The sequence below is a fragment of the Microbacterium sp. NPDC087665 genome (genome assembly GCF_044743285.1).
GTDB lineage: Bacteria > Actinomycetota > Actinomycetes > Actinomycetales > Microbacteriaceae > Microbacterium.
The window spans coordinates 510184-527319 of record NZ_JBIUWD010000004.1 but is presented as its reverse complement, the minus strand read 5'-3'; the positions used below and the strand labels follow the sequence as shown (position 1 = coordinate 527319).

Genomic DNA, 17136 nt, shown 5'->3' with positions numbered 1-17136 from the left:
CGTACGTTCCTCTTCGATGAATAAGCGTCAGTTGGACTTCGCCGTGATCCACACGGTGATGGCGACGAGCGCGCCGATGCCGAAGATCCAGACGAACAGGCCTTCCGAGACCGGTCCGAGTGATCCGAGGGAGAACCCACCGACCTGCACGGACTGCTGCTGGAAGAGCAACGCGGAGATGATGTCGCGCTTGTCGTCGTTGGACAGGTTCATGTCGCCGAACACGGGCATGTTCTGCGGGCCGGTGACCATTGCCGCGTAGATGTGCAGAGCACTGGTCTCGGTGAGCGCGGGAGCGTACTTGCCCTCGGTGAGCGCACCGCCGGCTGCGGCGACGTTGTGGCACATCGCGCAGTTCACGCGGAACAGCTCGGCGCCGTGGGCGACATCGCCTTCACCGTCGAGGATGCGCTCCTCGGGGAAGGTCGGGCCGGGGGCCTCGGACTGCACGAAGGACGAGATCGCGAGGATCTGGTCTTCCGTGAACTGCGGGGCCTTCTGGGGCGCCTGCGGTCCCTGCATCTGCAGAGGCATGCGTCCGGTCGACAGTTGGAACTCCGTCGCCAGCTCACCGACACCGTAGAGGCTGGGGCCGTTCGGCGTTCCCTGCAGATCGAGGCCGTGGCAGGTGGCGCAGTTCGCCTGGAAGAGCTTCTCGCCGTCTTCCACGGTCAGCTGCGTGGTCGCTGCCTGGGTGTCGGTCGCAGCGAATGCTGCGGAGGCGCCGGCATACACCGCGCCGGTGATCATGAGGCCAGCTCCGATGAGGGCCGCCGCTGCCAGTGGGCTGCGACGACCGCCAGAGCGGCGCTTCTTGTCTCGTGCCATCTCGGGGATCAGCTCCGCTCTTATTTCAGGAAGTAGATAACGAGGAACAGCACGATCCAGACGACGTCGACGAAGTGCCAGTAGTAGGACACCACGATCGAGGACGTCGCCTCTTTGTGCCGGAAGTTCTTGACGGCGTATGCGCGCCCGATGACGAGGAGGAACGCGACCAGTCCGCCGGTGACGTGCAAGGCGTGGAAGCCGGTCGTCAGGTAGAACGCGGATGCGTAGGAGTCTGCGCTGATGGGCATGCCTTCAGCGACCAGCTGTGCGTACTCCCACACCTGCCCGGAGACGAAGATCGCGCCGAGGGCGAAGGTGAGGAAGAACCACTCGACCATGCCCCAGCCGAACAGGCGGCGACGGCCTGCGCCGTTCTTCAGGCCCTTGGCGAGCTTGTACGGCTGCAGGTCTTCTGCAGCGAACACGCCCATCTGGCACGTGAACGAGGAGAGCACCAGGATGGCGGTGTTCACCGCGGCGAACGGCACGTTCAACAGTTCGGTGCGGTCGGCCCAGAGCTCCGGAGAGGTGCTGCGGAGGGTGAAGTAGATCGCGAAAAGTCCTGCGAAGAACATCACTTCGCTGCCGAGCCACACAATGGTGCCGACAGCTACCGGGTTGGGCCGCTTAATGGTTCTCGCCACCGGGGCATACGTCGCTGAGGTCGTCACCCTTCCATTATGGCCGATTGGCGGGGGTGATTCTTGCACCCGGGGGTCCCGTTTCGCCAGGGTTTGACTTAGGTAACCCTAAGAAAACGCTGCGAATAGTCGGTGAATCCGCGGGAAATCGGGGGAAGGTATCGGATGAGCATCCGTCATCGACATCATGGACGTTTTCCCAACGCCGATAGGATCGCACACATGGCTGAATCCCTGACCTGGTCCGATGTGCTCACCACTCTTCTGGAGCGCCGCGACCTGAGCGTCTGGGAGTCGACCTGGGCGATGCGGCAGATCATGCGCGGCGACGTGACCCAGGCGCAGCTCGCCGGCTTCCTGATCGCCCTGCGCGCCAAGGGCGAGACGATCGACGAGATCGTCGGATTCCGCGATGCGATCCTCGAAGCCGCCGTTCCCCTTCCCGTTTCGCCCGACGTGCTCGACATCGTGGGCACCGGCGGCGACCGCATCGGCACGGTCAACGTGTCGACGACGGCCGCGATCATCATCGGCGCGACGGGGATCCCCGTCGTGAAGCACGGCAATCGGGCCGCGAGCTCCGCATCCGGATCATCGGACGTCCTCGGTGCGCTCGGTCTGGAGCTCTCTCTCGATCCGGCTGCCGTCGCGTCCATCCTCGATCGCACGGGAATCACGTTCGCGTGGGCCGGCGCGTTCCACCCCGGTTTCAAGCATGCGGGCGCGGTGCGCGCCGAACTCGGCGTGCCGACGGTCTTCAACATGCTCGGACCGCTGTGCAACCCGGCGCGCGCAGAAGCCAACGCGGTCGGTGTCGCGCAGCTCGAGCGTGTGCCTCTGATCACCGGCGTGTTCCGCACCCGCGGGGCGACTGCGCTCGTCTTCCGCGGCGATGACGGCCTCGACGAACTCACGACGACCGGGCACAGCCGAATCTGGGAGGTCACGCGAGGCGACGTGCACGAGCACGATCTCGACCCACGCGATCTGGGCATCCCGGTCGCCGATCTCGCCGATCTCATCGGCGGCTCTCCCGAGCACAACGCGGAGGTTCTGCGGCGCACGCTCGCCGGCGAGAAGGGTGCTGTACGAGACATCGTTCTTCTGAACGCGGCGGCCGGGATCGTCGCGTTCGAGCTCTCGCAGGATGCCGGCCAGGTGCAGGTCCCGATCCTCGAGCGCCTGCGGAGCGGGTACGAGCGTGCCGAGGCGGCGATCGACGACGGGCGGGCCGCAGCGAAGCTCGACGAATGGATCGGCGTGAGCCGGGAACTCGCCGCGACCTCGGAGTGAGCATGGATCCCGTCGACGCCCTGCTGGAGATCGCCTCTCTATTGGAGCGCGAGCGGGCGTCCCGCTATCGGGCGAAGGCGTTCCGGCAGGCGGCGGCGACGTTCCAAGATCTGCCCGACGACGTGCGCGCTGACCCGAACCGGTTGCGCGCCAGCCGCGGGATCGGAGAATCCACGTTCGCGGTCATCCGGCAGGCCCAGAGCGGCGCGGTGCCCGACTACCTCGTCGAGCTGAGGGGAGAGGTCGAGCCTGAGCGCACTTCGGTTCTGCGCGCGAAGTTGCGCGGCGATCTCCATGCCCACACCGATTGGTCAGACGGGACGACCTCGATCGCGGTGATGGCGGCCGCCGCCCGAGCGCAGGGCCATGAATACCAAGCCATCACCGACCACTCACCTCGACTCCGTGTCGCACGCGGGCTGTCGGCGGAACGCTTGCGCGAGCAGATTCCTCTCGTCCGAGCGGAATCGGGCGAAGGATTCACGATGCTCGCCGGAATCGAGGTCGACATCCTCGACGACGGCGCGCTCGATCAAGACGACTCCCTCCTCGGCGCCCTCGACATCGTGGTTGCATCCGTGCACTCGAAGCTGAGGATGGATGCCCGGTCGATGACCAAGCGCATGATCGCGGCGGTCTCGCACCCCCGCGTCAACGTACTCGGCCATTGCACGGGCCGGCTGGTTCAGGGGGAGCGAGGTACACGACCCGCATCGGAGTTCGATGCATCCGCCGTGTTCGACGCGTGCGCCGAGCACGGGGTGGCCGTCGAGATCAACTCGCGGCCCGAACGGCAGGATCCGCCCGACGAGCTCATCGCCATCGCCCTGAGCGCCGGGTGTCTGTTCTCGATCGATTCCGATGCGCACGCTCCAGGGCAGCTCTCGCTGCTCGATCACGGCGCCGAGCGTGCGGAACGAGCCGGAGTCCCGAGCGCACGGATCGTGACGACGTGGGGCCTCGAGCGGCTTCTCGCCTGGGCGGAGTGAGATCAGGCCGTTGTGGAGACGCGGGTGATCGCCGCGATGGCCCGCGTCATGGATGAGCCCAGGTTCCACTGATCTGCGAGCGACGTCGCTTCGTCGAGGTCGGTTCCTTCGAGGGCGCGGAGTCGGGTGCCCGGAGCACTGATGTCGAGTGCGGTCGCGACGGCGACCACGGTCGGAGCGACGTCGAGGTAGTCGGACGCAGCGAGGATCTTGCCGCGGACGCCCGCACTCATGCCCTCGCCGGCTTCGGCTGCTGCACGGATGCCGTCGAGGTCGCCATGGGCCTGGAGCAGGGTCGCGGCGGTCTTCTCGCCCACGCCTGCCACGCCGGGCAGGCCATCGGATGCGTCTCCGCGCATCGTGGCGAAGTCGGCATACTGCCCGGGAAGCACACCGTACTTGGCGACGACCGTCGCGTCCGTGACGATCTCGAGATTGCTCATGCCGCGCGCCGTGTAGATCACGCGCACGCCACGAGAGTCACCGACGAGCTGGAAGAGATCGCGGTCGCCCGTCACGATGTCGACGGGAATGGTCGAACGTGTGGCGAGTGTTCCGATCACATCGTCTGCCTCGTGCTCGGCCACCCCGATGATGGGGATGTCGAGCGCGGCCAGGGTCTGACGGATGAGGGGGATCTGCGACTCGAGCGGATCGGGGACCTCCTCGACGTCGGGTGCACCGGGAACAACCTCGACCACGCGGTGCGATTTGTAGCTCGGGATCAGGTCGACGCGCCACTGCGGACGCCAGTCGTCGTCCCAGCAGGCGATCACCTGGGTCGGCTCGTAGAGGGTGACGAGCTTGGCGATGATGTCGAGAAGGCCGCGCGCCGCGTTGATGGGAGACCCGTCGGGCGCCTTCACGCTGTCGGGCACTCCGTAGAATGCGCGGAAGTAGAGGCTGGCGGTGTCGAGCAGCATGAGGCGATCGGTCACGGACGTCATTCTGGCACGGAGGCCGGACACGCGAAGCGCGGTGCGGGAAACAGCGATGCCCGGAGCATCCGAACATCTGATAATCTGAAGCGTCACTTGTGGCGTGCATCCGTGTGCGCAAGTGATGAGAAATCCAATCCATCCGCTGTGAAGCAGGATATCGGCCGTGCGCGGCTGCTGCTCCCAGCCCGAGTTCCCTCCAACAAGGACAACCCACTACATGACTACCGCAACGACCGCCCCGGCCACCAAGCAGGTCGCGATCAACGACATCGGATCTGCTGAAGACTTCCTGGCCGCGGTCGAGAAGACACTGAAGTTCTTCAACGATGGCGACATCATCGAAGGCACGATCGTCAAGATCGACCGCGACGAGGTTCTGCTCGACGTGGGCTACAAGACCGAGGGTGTCATCCCCTCGCGCGAGCTCTCGATCAAGCACGACGTCGACCCCAACGAGGTCGTCGCCGTCGGCGATCTGGTCGAGGCCCTCGTTCTCCAGAAGGAGGACAAGGAAGGCCGTCTGATCCTCTCCAAGAAGCGCGCGCAGTACGAGCGTGCCTGGGGAGACGTCGAGAAGATCAAGGAGAACGACGGAGTCGTCACCGGCACCGTCATCGAGGTCGTCAAGGGTGGCCTCATCGTCGACATCGGCCTCCGTGGATTCCTCCCGGCCTCGCTCATCGAGCTCCGCCGCGTCCGCGACCTCACGCCGTACCTCGGTCAGGAGATCGAGGCCAAGATCCTCGAGCTCGACAAGAACCGCAACAACGTCGTGCTCAGCCGCCGCGCGCTGCTCGAGCAGACGCAGTCGGAGTCGCGCACCACGTTCCTGAACAACCTGCACAAGGGTCAGGTCCGCAAGGGTGTCGTCTCGTCGATCGTCAACTTCGGTGCGTTCGTCGACCTGGGCGGCGTGGACGGCCTCGTGCACGTCTCCGAGCTGTCCTGGAAGCACATCGAGCACGCCTCCGAGGTCGTCGAGGTTGGCCAGGAGGTCACCGTCGAGATCCTCGAGGTCGACCTCGACCGCGAGCGCGTCTCCCTGTCGCTGAAGGCGACGCAGGAAGACCCGTGGCAGGTGTTCGCCCGTACCCACGCGATCGGTCAGGTCACGCCGGGTAAGGTCACCAAGCTCGTTCCGTTCGGTGCGTTCGTTCGCGTCGCAGACGGCATCGAGGGCCTCGTCCACATCTCCGAGCTCTCCAGCAAGCACGTCGAGCTGGCCGAGCAGGTCGTCTCCGTCGGCGAAGAGGTGTTCGTCAAGGTCATCGACATCGACCTCGAGCGTCGCCGCATCTCGCTGTCGCTGAAGCAGGCCAATGAGTCCGTCGACCCGAACGGTACCGAGTTCGACCCGGCGCTCTACGGCATGGTCGCGGAGTACGACGACAACGGCGAGTACAAGTACCCGGAGGGCTTCGACGCCGAGACCGGTGCATGGAAGGACGGCTTCGACGCCCAGCGCGAGGCATGGGAGCAGGAGTACGCTGCAGCCCAGGCTCGCTGGGAGGCGCACAAGGCTCAGGTCACCAAGGCGGCCGAGGCTGAGGCTGCTGCCGGTGACGACTTCGGCGGCCAGGTCTTCTCCAGCGAAGCAACCGGTGCAGGAACGCTTGCCGACGACGAGGCACTCGCGGCTCTCCGCGAGAAGCTCTCGGGCGGCAACGCGTAAGCATCACGCTCCAGAACGGGCCGTCACCTTCGGGTGACGGCCCGTTCTGCGTGTACCGCCGTGACAGGATGGAGGCATGCCCCTCATCGCACTCACCGGCGGCATCGCCTCCGGGAAGTCGACCATCGCGCGTCGCCTCGCCTCGCACGGAGCGATCGTCGTCGATGCCGATCAGATCGTCCGCGACGTTCAGGCGCCGGGATCACCCGTCCTCGAGAGCATCGCGAGCACATTCGGCGCCGAGGTCATCGCGTCTGACGGCACGCTCGATCGAGCGGGTCTGGGGGCGAAGGTGTTCGCCGAGCCGGAGCGTCTCGCACAGCTCAACGCCATCGTGCATCCGGCGGTGCGGAAAGAGTCTCAGCGGCGGTTCGAGCAGGCCTTCGCGGCCGATCCTTCCGCGGTCGTCGTCTACGACGTCCCGCTGTTGGTGGAAGCGCGCGTGGACGATCCCTGGGAAACGATCGTCGTCGCGCACGCGCCCGAGGACGAACGGCGTCGCCGCCTGGTCGAGCTGCGCGGGATGGACGAGCAGGCCGCACGTGACCGCATCGCCGCACAGGTGCCCGATGAGCAGCGACTCGCCATCGCCGATGTCGTGATCGACACCGCCGGAACGATCGCGCAGACCGACGCGCAGACCGATGCCCTCTGGGAGCGCCTCAGCTCCCGATGACCCCAGGGGCGTCCGGGTACCCGCACGACTCCGGGCGGAGCGCTCGTCCGACCGTGCGGCGCGTCACGCTCCTGGCGTACACGGCGCCGATGTCCGAGGTCCCGCCTACGCTGGAAGCATGCAACCCACGCGCAGTGTCCGTCCTTTCGAGGTCATCAGCGACTACGCCCCCGCCGGCGACCAGCCCAAGGCGATCGCAGAGCTCGCGTCCCGCATCAACGCGGGCGAGACCGATGTCGTACTCCTCGGAGCGACCGGTACAGGCAAGTCCGCGACAGCGGCGTGGCTCGTGGAGCAGGTACAGCGCCCCACCCTGGTGCTCGCCCACAACAAGACGCTGGCCGCGCAGCTCGCGAACGAGTTTCGTGAGCTCATGCCGAACAATGCGGTGGAGTATTTCGTCTCGTACTACGACTACTACCAGCCGGAGGCCTACGTGCCTCAGACCGACACTTTCATCGAGAAGGACTCGTCGATCAACGCCGAGGTGGAGCGACTGCGCCACTCCACCACCAACTCCCTCCTCAGCCGCCGCGATGTGATCGTCGTATCGACCGTCTCCTGCATCTATGGCCTCGGCGCTCCGGAAGAGTACCTGCGGGCGATGGTCGCGCTGCAGGTGGGGGAGCGCTATGACCGTGATGCCCTCATCCGGCAGTTCATCGCGATGCAGTACAACCGCAACGACGTCGACTTCTCGCGCGGAAACTTCCGGGTGCGGGGCGACACGATCGAGATCATCCCGGTGTACGAAGAGAATGCGATCCGCATCGAACTCTTCGGCGACGAGATCGAAGCGCTGTACCTTCTGCACCCGCTCACCGGTGAAGTTCTCGAGAAGCTCGACGCTGTGCCCATCTTCCCCGCGTCGCACTACGTGGCGGGAACCGACGTGATCCAGCGGTCCATCGGCACCATCGAGGCAGAGCTCGAAGAGCGGCTCACCGAGTTCGAACGACAGGGCAAGCTGCTCGAGGCTCAGCGGCTTCGCATGCGCACGACATTCGACCTGGAGATGCTTCAGCAGCTCGGTTTCTGCTCCGGTATCGAGAACTACTCGCGTCATATGGACGGGCGGGCGCCGGGCGAGCCCCCGCACACGCTGCTGGACTTCTTCCCCGACGATTTCCTCATGGTGATCGACGAGTCGCACGTCACCGTCCCGCAGATCGGTGCGATGTACGAGGGGGATGCCTCTCGTAAGCGCACCCTCGTGGATCACGGTTTCCGCCTGCCGAGCGCGATGGACAACCGTCCCCTTCGTTGGGATGAGTTCAAGAACCGGGTCGGACAGACCGTCTACATGTCGGCGACTCCCGGCAAGTACGAACTGGGTATCGCCGATGGGGTGGTGGAGCAGATCATCCGACCCACGGGCCTGGTCGATCCGCAGATCATCGTGAAGCCGTCGAAGGGTCAGATCGACGACCTGCTCGAAGAGATCCGACTCCGCGTGCAGCGTGACGAGCGTGTCCTCGTGACGACTCTGACGAAGAAGATGTCGGAAGAACTCACCGACTTCCTCGGCGAGCACGGGGTGCGGGTCCGCTACCTCCACTCCGACGTCGACACCCTTCGACGGGTCGAGCTGCTGAGTGAGCTCCGTGCGGGTGTGTACGACGTGCTGGTGGGCATCAACCTGCTGCGCGAGGGTCTGGATCTTCCTGAGGTCTCGCTCGTCGCGATCCTCGATGCCGACAAGGAAGGATTCCTCCGCTCCGGAACCTCCTTGATCCAGACGATCGGACGCGCGGCCCGAAACGTCTCGGGCGAAGTGCACATGTACGCCGATCGGATGACGGATTCGATGACGAAAGCGATCGAAGAGACCGATCGACGGCGTGAGAAGCAGGTCGCCTACAACCTCGAGAACGGGATCGATCCCCAGCCGCTGCGCAAGCGGATCGCAGACATCACCGAGGTGCTGGCACGCGAGGGAGCCGACACCGCCGAGATGATGTCCGGACGCGGACGTGCCACGGGCAAGGGCAAGTCTCCGACCCCCAACCTGCGCCGCACGGGTATCGCCGCCGAAGGCGCGCAACAACTCGAAGCGACGATCCAAGATCTTTCCGACCAGATGCTGGCGGCGGCGAGCGAGCTAAAATTCGAGCTCGCCGGACGCCTGCGCGACGAGGTTCAGGACATGAAGAAGGAACTTCGAGCGATGGAGCGTGCAGGGCACGCCTGAACGGAGCTCATCGATGGACGCAGCGGGGGAGGAACTGGCCGATCGGTTGCGTGCGCTGCTCGTCGTCGGTCCGGAGGTGGACGAGCGTCGGATGTTCGGGACCAGGGCGTTCCTCGTCGAGGGCCGCATCCTGGCCGGCGCGCGGCCCGGCGGCGTTCTCCTCATCCGTGTGCCCGAAGACGACGAGGCGGCGTTGTTGCAGCACGTCGGCGCGTCACGCGCGACGATGGGTCCGCGCACGATGAGTTCGCGTTGGCTCGATATCGCCCCGGCGGTGATCAAGCACGACAGGGACTTGCTGTTCTGGCTCGATATCGCCCGCGCAGGCACAGCCTGAGCCGGACGTGGCCTGCGCCTCGAGGTGCAGAGGTGATGTCAGGGGCAGTGGATGAGCGGCTTCGGTCCGGATCGGTCGATCTCGTGCTCGGTCATCGGCGCACCGCACAGGGGGCACGCCCGCTCAGCGCGCTCTGCCGCCGTCGGAGGGGGAGTCTTCTCGTACGGCCCGACAGAGGCGGGCCCGGCGAAGCGGATCAGGTTCGTGTTCGCCCAGGCGTAGAAGCCACCTGCGTCGCGAATGCGAGTGCGAAGAGGGGCGCGATCCGGATCCTTTACCATGATGTTTAGTGTACTAATGATTAGGGCAGTTGTATAGTTGGACTCGTGACGACGTCCGACGAACTCCTTCGACTCGAGAACCAGCTCTGCTTCGCTCTGGTGACCGCAGCGCGCAATGTCGTCGCGATCTACCGCCCGATCCTCGAGCCGCTCGGCCTTACCCATCCGCAATACCTGGTCATGCTCGCGCTCTGGGAGCGGTCGCCCCGCACTCTCAACGATCTCGCGGCCGATCTGGCGATGGAGCCGGCGACCGCGTCGCCGCTGGTCAAGCGACTGGAGACCGAAGGTCTGATCGCTCGAGAACGGAGCGCGGAAGACGAGCGGCGCCTCGACATCACCCTGACGGGGGCCGGTGCGGCCCTCCGGGCGCGCGCTCTGGACGTCCCCCGACAGGTCATGGATGCTGTCGGCATGGGCGTCGACGAGATCACGACACTGCGTGAAGGGCTCGGGCCGTTCGCCGGTCGCCGCCTCGGAGAGAGCTGAGCATCGGCGCCTGGCGGGTCCGATGTCCGTGGCCCCTCGTAGACTTGACCGGTGCCCATCGTCCCCGTTGCCACCCCAGGTAAACTCAGTGTTCGCGGTTCCCGCGTGCACAATCTCAAGAACGTCGACATCGACATTCCGCGTGACTCGCTCGTCGTGTTCACCGGTCTCTCCGGCTCCGGAAAGTCCAGTCTCGCGTTCGACACGATCTTCGCGGAAGGACAGCGTCGATACGTCGAATCGCTGAGCGCCTATGCGCGCCAGTTCCTCGGACAGGTCGATCGTCCCGACGTAGATTTCATCGAGGGCCTCAGCCCGGCCGTCTCGATCGACCAGAAGTCGACGAACCGCAACCCGCGGTCCACCGTCGGCACGATCACCGAGATCTACGACTACATGCGCCTCCTGTGGGCGCGCATCGGCATCCCGCACTGCCCGGAGTGCGGTGCGAAGATCCAGCGCCAGACGGTGCAGCAGATCGCTGATCAGCTCATGGAACTCACCGAGCGCACGCGCTATCAGATCGTCGCGCCGATCGTCTCCCAGAAGAAGGGCGAGTTCGTCGACCTCTTCCGCGAGCTGGGCGCGAAGGGCTACTCGCGCGCGATCGTGGATGGCGACCTGATCCAGCTCGCCGAGCCTCCGACTCTCAAGAAGAGCTACAAGCACGACATCGCCGTGGTCGTCGACCGTCTGGTCGCCTCCGATGACATCCTCGGACGCGTCACCGATTCGGTCGAGACCGCACTCGGTCTCGCAGGCGGCGTGGTGCAGATCAACTTCATCGATGAAGAGGGCGACGCCGCCTGGCAGTCGTTCTCCGAGAAGCTCGCGTGCCCGAACGGTCACGCGCTCACGCTCACCGAGATCGAACCCCGCACCTTCTCGTTCAACGCGCCCTTCGGTGCATGCCCGGCGTGCTCGGGCCTCGGCACACGTATGTCGGTCGATGTCGATCTGATGCTCGGCGATGAAGATCTCTCGATCCGCGAAGGCGTGATCATCCCGTGGACGACCCAGGGCAAGGGACTCTTCCAGTACTACGAGCGGCTGCTCGAGGGGCTCGCTCGCGACCTCGACTTCTCACTCGACACTCCGTGGCGCAAGCTGCACTCCGATGTGCAGGACGCGGTTCTGCGCGGCGAGAACTACAAGGTGACCGTCAAGTGGAAGAACCGCTACGGCCGCGAGATGCGGTACGCATCCGGGTTCGAGGGCGTCGTGCCGTACATCGAGCGTCAGTACCTCCAGGCAGAGTCCGACACGCAGCGCGGGCGCTGGGGCGAGTACCTCCGTGAGGTTCCGTGCCCGGTCTGTGACGGCGACCGTCTCAAGCCCGAGGTGCTCGCGGTGCAGGTGCACGGACACTCCATCGCCGAGGTCTCCCACCTCAGCCTCAGCGACGCGCGCCAGTTCATGGAGACCCTGACTCTGACCGAGCGCGAGGCGAAGATCGCCGCACAGGTGCTCCGTGAGATCCGGCTGCGTCTCGACTTCCTTCTGCAGGTGGGTCTGTCGTATCTGAACCTCAGTCGCTCGGCAGGCTCGCTCTCGGGCGGCGAAGCGCAGCGCATCCGACTGGCGACCCAGATCGGCTCAGGACTCACCGGCGTGCTCTACGTGCTCGACGAGCCGTCGATCGGGCTCCACCAGCGCGACAACCGTCGTCTCATCGACACCCTCATCAAGCTGCGCGACCTGGGCAACACGTTGATCGTCGTGGAGCACGACGAAGAGACGATCCAGGCGGCGGACTGGGTCGTCGACATCGGTCCCGGCGCCGGCGTGAACGGCGGCGAGGTCGTTCATTCAGGGCCGTACGAGTCGCTCCTCGACGACAGTGCCTCGATGACGGGGGAGTACCTCTCCGGTCGCCGTGAGATCCCCACTCCGACGAAGCGGCGCAAGCTCGACCGCAAGCGCATGCTCAGCGTCGTCGGGGCGCGAGAGAACAACCTCAAGAACGTGGATGCGAACTTCCCACTCGGTGTGCTGACCGCTGTCACCGGCGTGAGCGGTTCGGGCAAGTCGTCGCTCGTGAACGACATCCTCTACCAGGTGCTCGCTTCGCGCCTCAATGGTGCTCGTACCGTCCCCGGCAAGCACACGCGCGTGACCGGACTCGACAACCTCGACAAGGTCGTGCACGTCGACCAGGCCCCGATCGGGCGTACGCCCCGGTCGAATCCCGCGACCTATACGGGTGTGTTCGATCGCATCCGCTCGCTCTTCAGCGAGACCCCCGAGGCCAAGGTTCGTGGATATCAGCCGGGCCGCTTCAGCTTCAACGTCAAGGGAGGGCGCTGCGAGGCCTGCTCCGGTGATGGCACGATCAAGATCGAGATGAACTTCCTCCCCGACGTCTACGTCGACTGCGAGGTCTGTCACGGCAAGCGCTACAACCGCGACACCCTCGCCGTGCACTACAAGGGCAAGAACATCGCCGAGGTGCTGGAGATGCCGATCGAAGAGGCGGCGGAGTTCTTCGAGCCGATCCAGGCGATCCACCGTTACATGAAGACGCTCGTCGACGTCGGACTCGGTTACGTGCGACTCGGACAGTCGGCGACGACGCTCTCCGGTGGTGAAGCGCAGCGGGTGAAGCTCGCCACCGAGCTTCAGCGCCGCAGCAACGGTCGCAGCATCTATGTGCTCGACGAGCCGACGACGGGTCTGCACTTCGAAGACGTGCGCAAGCTCCTCGAAGTCCTGAACGGCCTGGTCGACAAGGGCAACACGGTCATCGTCATCGAGCACAACCTCGACGTCATCAAGTCCGCTGACTGGGTGATCGACCTGGGTCCCGAGGGCGGATCGGGCGGCGGCGAGATCCTCGCGACCGGCACTCCCGAGCAGATCGCGCGCGTCGAAGAGAGCCACACCGGGCAGTTCCTCGCCGAGATCCTCGGGGAGGGGCGCGCAGCGCGGAAGGCCAGCTGATGGCCGACGTACTCGCGTACAAGCCGAGGGCGGGAGAGATCCCAACCAATCCCGGGGTCTATCGGTTCCGTGACGCCGACGGCCGCGTCCTCTACGTCGGCAAGGCGAAGAACCTTCGGCAGCGGTTGTCGAACTACTTCGCTCCGTTGCGCACTCTTCACGAACGCACGCGTCGCATGGTGACGACCGCGGCGTCCGTGGAGTGGACCGTGGTGTCGACCGACGTGGATTCGCTGCAGCTCGAGTACATGTGGATCAAAGAGTTCGATCCGCCGTTCAACGTGCGCTACAAGGACGACAAGTCCTATCCGTTCATGGCTGTGACGATGGCAGACGAGGCGCCGCGCGTCATCGTCACGCGCAATCACAAGATCCCCGGTGCGCGCTACTTCGGCCCGTACCCGAAGGTGTGGGCCGTGCACGAGACCATCGACCTGATGGTCAAGGCGTTCCCCATCCGCACGTGCAGCGACGCGAGTTACAAGCGCGCGATGCAGACCGGGCGGCCGTGCTTCCCCGGTCAGATCGGAAAATGCGGCGGTCCGTGCTCGATGACGGTCAGTATCGAGGAGCACCGGGCGATGGTCGACGACTTCGTCGCATTCATGGCCGGGGGAGACGAGCGCTTCACGCGCGACCTCAAACGGCGGATGCTCGCCGCCTCGGCGGCCATGGACTACGAAGCGGCAGCGAAGTACCGCGACAAGCTCGCTGCCATCGAAGCGGTGCTCGGCAAGAGCGCCCTCGTGCTCGCCTCCGACGAAGACGCCGATCTCTTCGGCATCGCCGAGGATGAGCTCGCCGCCGCCGTGCAGCACTTCGTCATCCGCGGCGGACGGGTGCGTGGAGTGCGGGCGATGACGATCGAGAAGGAGATCGACATCTCCGGCGCCGAACTCGTCGACCAGGTGCTCCAGCGCGCCTACGGCGATGCGCAGGATGTTCCTCGGCGCATCCTCGTGCCGACTCTGCCCGACGACGCGCCCGAACTTGAGGAATGGCTGCGCGAACGCCGCGGTAGGAAGGTCGAGCTCGCTGTGGCCCAGCGGGGGCAGCGTGCCGATCTGATGCGCACGGCCACGTTGAACGCCCAGCAGGCGCTGATCCGGCACAAGACGCGACGCACCAGCGACTACGTCGCCCGCACGCAAGCACTCACCGACCTGCAGGAGGCGCTCGGGCTCGAGGAGGCGCCCCTGCGCATCGAGTGTTTCGACATCTCGCATCTCGGCGGCACGAACGTCGTCGCCTCGATGGTCGTGTTCGAAGACGGGCTGCCCCGAAAAGACCAGTACCGGTCGTTCGGAATCGCCGAGACCACCGACGACACCGACTCGATGTACCAGGTTCTGCGTCGGCGCCTCGCCTATCTCGACAGGCCCGAGCCGGTCGAAGCGGAGCCGATCGTGTCGGCGGATGGGACCGTCGAGGCCGTCGAACGCAAGAAGCCGCGCTTCGCCTACCGCCCGCAGCTGCTGCTCGTGGACGGCGGTAAGCCGCAGGTCGAGGCTGCAGCCCGCGCTCTGCGCGATGCCGGGCATGCGGAGATCAGGGTCTGCGGCATCGCGAAGCGTCTCGAAGAGGTATGGCTCCCCGGCGAAGACTTCCCGGTGATCCTGCCGCGCACGAGCGAGTCGCTCTACCTGCTGCAGCGCCTGCGCGACGAGGCGCATCGATTCGCCATCACTCATCAGCGCAAGAAGCGGAGGAACGACATCACGTCGGTCCTCGCCGAGGTCCCCGGACTCGGCGCCGCTCGCATCAAACTGCTCCTCAAGCACTTCGGATCCGTCACCGCGCTCCGGGCCGCCGAGCCCGGAGCGATCGAAGAGGTGCAGGGGATCGGGCCGGTGCTCGCGCAGAACATCCACACGCACCTCGGCACTCGCTAGGCTGGAGTCCTGGCGAATGGGAGAACTGAGCGATGACTGAGTCCGAGAAGGGCGAGTTCCTCATCGTCACTGGTATGTCCGGCGCCGGGAGGACGACGGTCGCGAATGCGCTGGAAGACCTCGGTTGGTACGTCGTCGACAACCTGCCGCCGCAGATCCTGCGTCCGCTCATCGACCTCACCGACATGGGCGGGGACGCACTCCCGAAGGTCGCCGCGGTCGTCGACGTGCGCGGGCGCAGCCTCTTCGACGATTTCCCCGAGGTGGCTCGACTGCTGCGCTCACGTGGCTCGGTCCGGGTGCTGTTCCTCGAAGCATCCGATGACGTGCTCGTCCGGCGTTTCGAAGCCGTGCGCCGTCCGCACCCCCTCCAGGGTGACGGAACCCTGCTCGACGGCATCCGCAAGGAGCGTGCACGCCTCGCCCCGATCCACGAGTCTGCCGACATGGTGATCGACACGTCGACACTCAACATCCATCAGCTCGCGACGCAGGTCTCCGAGCTGTTCTCCGAGGAGGGGCAGGCGCGCCACCGCGTGACGCTCCTCAGCTTCGGGTTCAAGTACGGTCTGCCGACCGACGTCGACCTCGTGGCCGACATGCGCTTCCTGCCGAACCCGTTCTGGAACGAAGAGCTGCGGGGACTCACCGGCCAGGACGAGCCCGTGCGCGACTACGTGCTCTCGAGAGAGGGCGCGAAGGAGTTCCTCGACGCCTACGCCGCAGCGTTGACGCCGGTGCTCGAGGGGTATCAGCGAGAGAACAAGAGCCACTCCACGATCGCGATCGGATGCACCGGTGGCAAACACCGTTCCGTCGCGATGTCCGAGGAGTTGGCGAAGCGGCTGTCGGCCATCCCCGGGGTGGCCGTGAACGTCCGCCATCGCGACCTCGGTCGCGAGTAGCGGGTCGCCCAGCCGCTAGGCTGGAGGTTTGCGTCGCGACCCGGCGCGTGAACGTAGAAGGAGTCTCGTGGCACTCACCACCGACGTCAAAGCAGAACTGGTCAGCATCCGAAACGCACCTCCCACGGTGCGTGTCGCAGAGGTCACGGCGATCTTGCGCTTCGCCGGAGGTCTGCATTCGATCGCCGGTCGCGTGGCCGTCGAGGCCGAGGTGGATGCCGAGACGCTCGGGCGCCGTGTCGCCCGCGATCTCGCGGAGATCTACGGTGTGCGTCCGGAGATCGCACAGGTGCAGTCGAGCACGGCGAACGAGGGCGCTCGTTGGGCCGTCCGCGTGATCGAGTCGGGGGAGACCCTCGCCCGCCAGACGGGTCTGCTCGACCAGCGACGTCGTCCGGTCCGTGGACTTCCGAACCGCCTCACGACCGGCTCGCGCGCCGAAGTCGCCGGCCTGTGGCGCGGTGCGTTCCTCGCGGCCGGCACCCTGAGCGAGCCCGGTCGGTCGGCGATGCTCGAGGTCGTCTGCCCGTCATCCGAGGCGGCGATGGCTCTCGTCGGCGCTGCGCATCGCCTCGGTGTCGCCGCCAAAGCGCGCGAAGTGCGGGGGATGCCCCGCGTGGTCGTGCGCGAAGGAGAAGCGATCCGCGCCATCCTCAACGAGATGGGGGCCCACCGCACCGCCGTCGCCTGGGAAGAACTCCGCCAGCGCCGCGAGGTCCGCGCGGGTGTCAACCGACTCGTGAACTTCGATGATGCGAACCTCCGCCGTTCCGCGCAGGCGGCCGTCGCGGCTTGCGCGCGCGTCGAGCGCGCACTGGAGATCCTCGCCGACGAGGTGCCCGACCATCTGAAGGTCGCCGGCGAGCTCCGCCTCGCGCACCGCGATGCCAGCCTCGACGAACTCGGCCACCATGCCGACCCGCCCCTCACCAAGGATGCCGTCGCCGGCCGCATCCGTCGCCTTCTCGCGATGGCCGACAAGCGGGCGCAGCAGGACGGCATCCCGGGCACCGAAGCGGCTGTTCCGGCGGGCCTCGACGTCTGAGGTCGTACCGCAC

Annotated in this window: 15 protein-coding genes; 11 read left to right on the top strand and 4 right to left on the bottom strand. The window is 66.0% G+C overall.

Annotation, left to right across the window (positions count from 1 at the left end; all coding sequences use genetic code 11):
- Positions 1 to 27: 27 nt before the first annotated feature.
- Together ACIOSY_RS12425 and ACIOSY_RS12420 are read right to left on the bottom strand one after the other, a co-directional pair.
- Positions 28 to 828 carry a c-type cytochrome gene (locus ACIOSY_RS12425; protein WP_400853617.1) on the bottom strand — a complete coding sequence of 267 codons (801 nt, stop codon included), beginning with the start codon at positions 826 to 828 and terminating at the stop codon, positions 28 to 30.
- Positions 829 to 848: 20 nt separating this feature from the next.
- The gene (locus tag ACIOSY_RS12420) at positions 849 to 1406 is read right to left on the bottom strand and encodes a heme-copper oxidase subunit III (protein WP_400853847.1); all 558 of its coding nucleotides are present in this window, start codon (positions 1404 to 1406) and stop codon (positions 849 to 851) included.
- A gap of 288 nt (positions 1407 to 1694) precedes the next feature.
- On the opposite strand from ACIOSY_RS12420, the gene trpD reads away from it, so the two are divergent.
- Positions 1695 to 2765: an anthranilate phosphoribosyltransferase gene (gene trpD, locus ACIOSY_RS12415; RefSeq protein ID WP_400853615.1), complete on the top strand. Its 1071-nt coding sequence runs from the start codon at positions 1695 to 1697 to the stop codon at positions 2763 to 2765.
- Positions 2766 to 2767: 2 nt separating this feature from the next.
- Positions 2768 to 3754, top strand: a complete 987-nt coding sequence (locus ACIOSY_RS12410) for a PHP domain-containing protein (protein WP_400853613.1) — start codon at positions 2768 to 2770, stop codon at positions 3752 to 3754.
- Between the two features lie 2 nt (positions 3755 to 3756).
- Here the strand turns inward: ACIOSY_RS12410 and ACIOSY_RS12405 are convergent, their stop codons facing one another.
- Positions 3757 to 4692, bottom strand: coding sequence for a 5'-3' exonuclease H3TH domain-containing protein (locus tag ACIOSY_RS12405; protein WP_400853611.1), 936 nt, complete (start codon positions 4690 to 4692; stop codon positions 3757 to 3759).
- A 220-nt stretch (positions 4693 to 4912) separates the two neighbouring features.
- On the opposite strand from ACIOSY_RS12405, the gene rpsA reads away from it, so the two are divergent.
- The 4 genes from rpsA to ACIOSY_RS12385 all read left to right on the top strand — a co-directional run bounded on the left by rpsA (position 4913) and on the right by ACIOSY_RS12385 (position 9571).
- Entirely contained in the window at positions 4913 to 6367 is a 1455-nt protein-coding gene (gene rpsA / locus ACIOSY_RS12400) for a 30S ribosomal protein S1 (RefSeq protein ID WP_400853609.1), read from the top strand.
- A 76-nt stretch (positions 6368 to 6443) separates the two neighbouring features.
- Complete coding sequence (gene coaE / locus ACIOSY_RS12395) at positions 6444 to 7043, top strand: dephospho-CoA kinase (RefSeq protein ID WP_400853607.1); 600 nt, start codon at positions 6444 to 6446, stop codon at positions 7041 to 7043.
- Between the two features lie 118 nt (positions 7044 to 7161).
- Positions 7162 to 9234, top strand: coding sequence for an excinuclease ABC subunit UvrB (gene uvrB / locus ACIOSY_RS12390; RefSeq protein ID WP_400853605.1), 2073 nt, complete (start codon positions 7162 to 7164; stop codon positions 9232 to 9234).
- A gap of 13 nt (positions 9235 to 9247) precedes the next feature.
- Positions 9248 to 9571, top strand: coding sequence for a TfoX/Sxy family protein (locus ACIOSY_RS12385; RefSeq protein WP_400853603.1), 324 nt, complete (start codon positions 9248 to 9250; stop codon positions 9569 to 9571).
- 38 nt (positions 9572 to 9609) lie between these two features.
- On the opposite strand, the gene ACIOSY_RS12380 is transcribed toward ACIOSY_RS12385, so the two are convergent.
- Positions 9610 to 9852, bottom strand: coding sequence for a hypothetical protein (locus ACIOSY_RS12380; protein WP_400853601.1), 243 nt, complete (start codon positions 9850 to 9852; stop codon positions 9610 to 9612).
- A gap of 45 nt (positions 9853 to 9897) precedes the next feature.
- Between ACIOSY_RS12380 and ACIOSY_RS12375 the strand changes: the two genes are divergently transcribed.
- The 5 genes from ACIOSY_RS12375 (at position 9898) to whiA (ending at position 17123) form a co-directional block, all read left to right on the top strand.
- Positions 9898 to 10341: a MarR family winged helix-turn-helix transcriptional regulator gene (locus tag ACIOSY_RS12375; protein ID WP_400853599.1), complete on the top strand. Its 444-nt coding sequence runs from the start codon at positions 9898 to 9900 to the stop codon at positions 10339 to 10341.
- Positions 10342 to 10392: 51 nt separating this feature from the next.
- The gene (uvrA, locus tag ACIOSY_RS12370; RefSeq protein ID WP_400853597.1) at positions 10393 to 13281 is read left to right on the top strand and encodes an excinuclease ABC subunit UvrA; all 2889 of its coding nucleotides are present in this window, start codon (positions 10393 to 10395) and stop codon (positions 13279 to 13281) included.
- Positions 13281 to 15173: an excinuclease ABC subunit UvrC gene (gene uvrC / locus ACIOSY_RS12365; RefSeq protein WP_400853596.1), complete on the top strand. Its 1893-nt coding sequence runs from the start codon at positions 13281 to 13283 to the stop codon at positions 15171 to 15173. Before uvrA ends, uvrC begins: the two co-directional genes overlap by 1 nt.
- Before the next feature lie 32 nt (positions 15174 to 15205).
- Positions 15206 to 16078, top strand: coding sequence for an RNase adapter RapZ (gene rapZ, locus ACIOSY_RS12360; protein WP_400853594.1), 873 nt, complete (start codon positions 15206 to 15208; stop codon positions 16076 to 16078).
- 67 nt (positions 16079 to 16145) lie between these two features.
- Positions 16146 to 17123 (top strand): DNA-binding protein WhiA, encoded by a 978-nt coding sequence (whiA, locus tag ACIOSY_RS12355; protein WP_400853592.1) that lies wholly within the window; start codon positions 16146 to 16148, stop codon positions 17121 to 17123.
- Positions 17124 to 17136 lie beyond the last annotated feature (13 nt).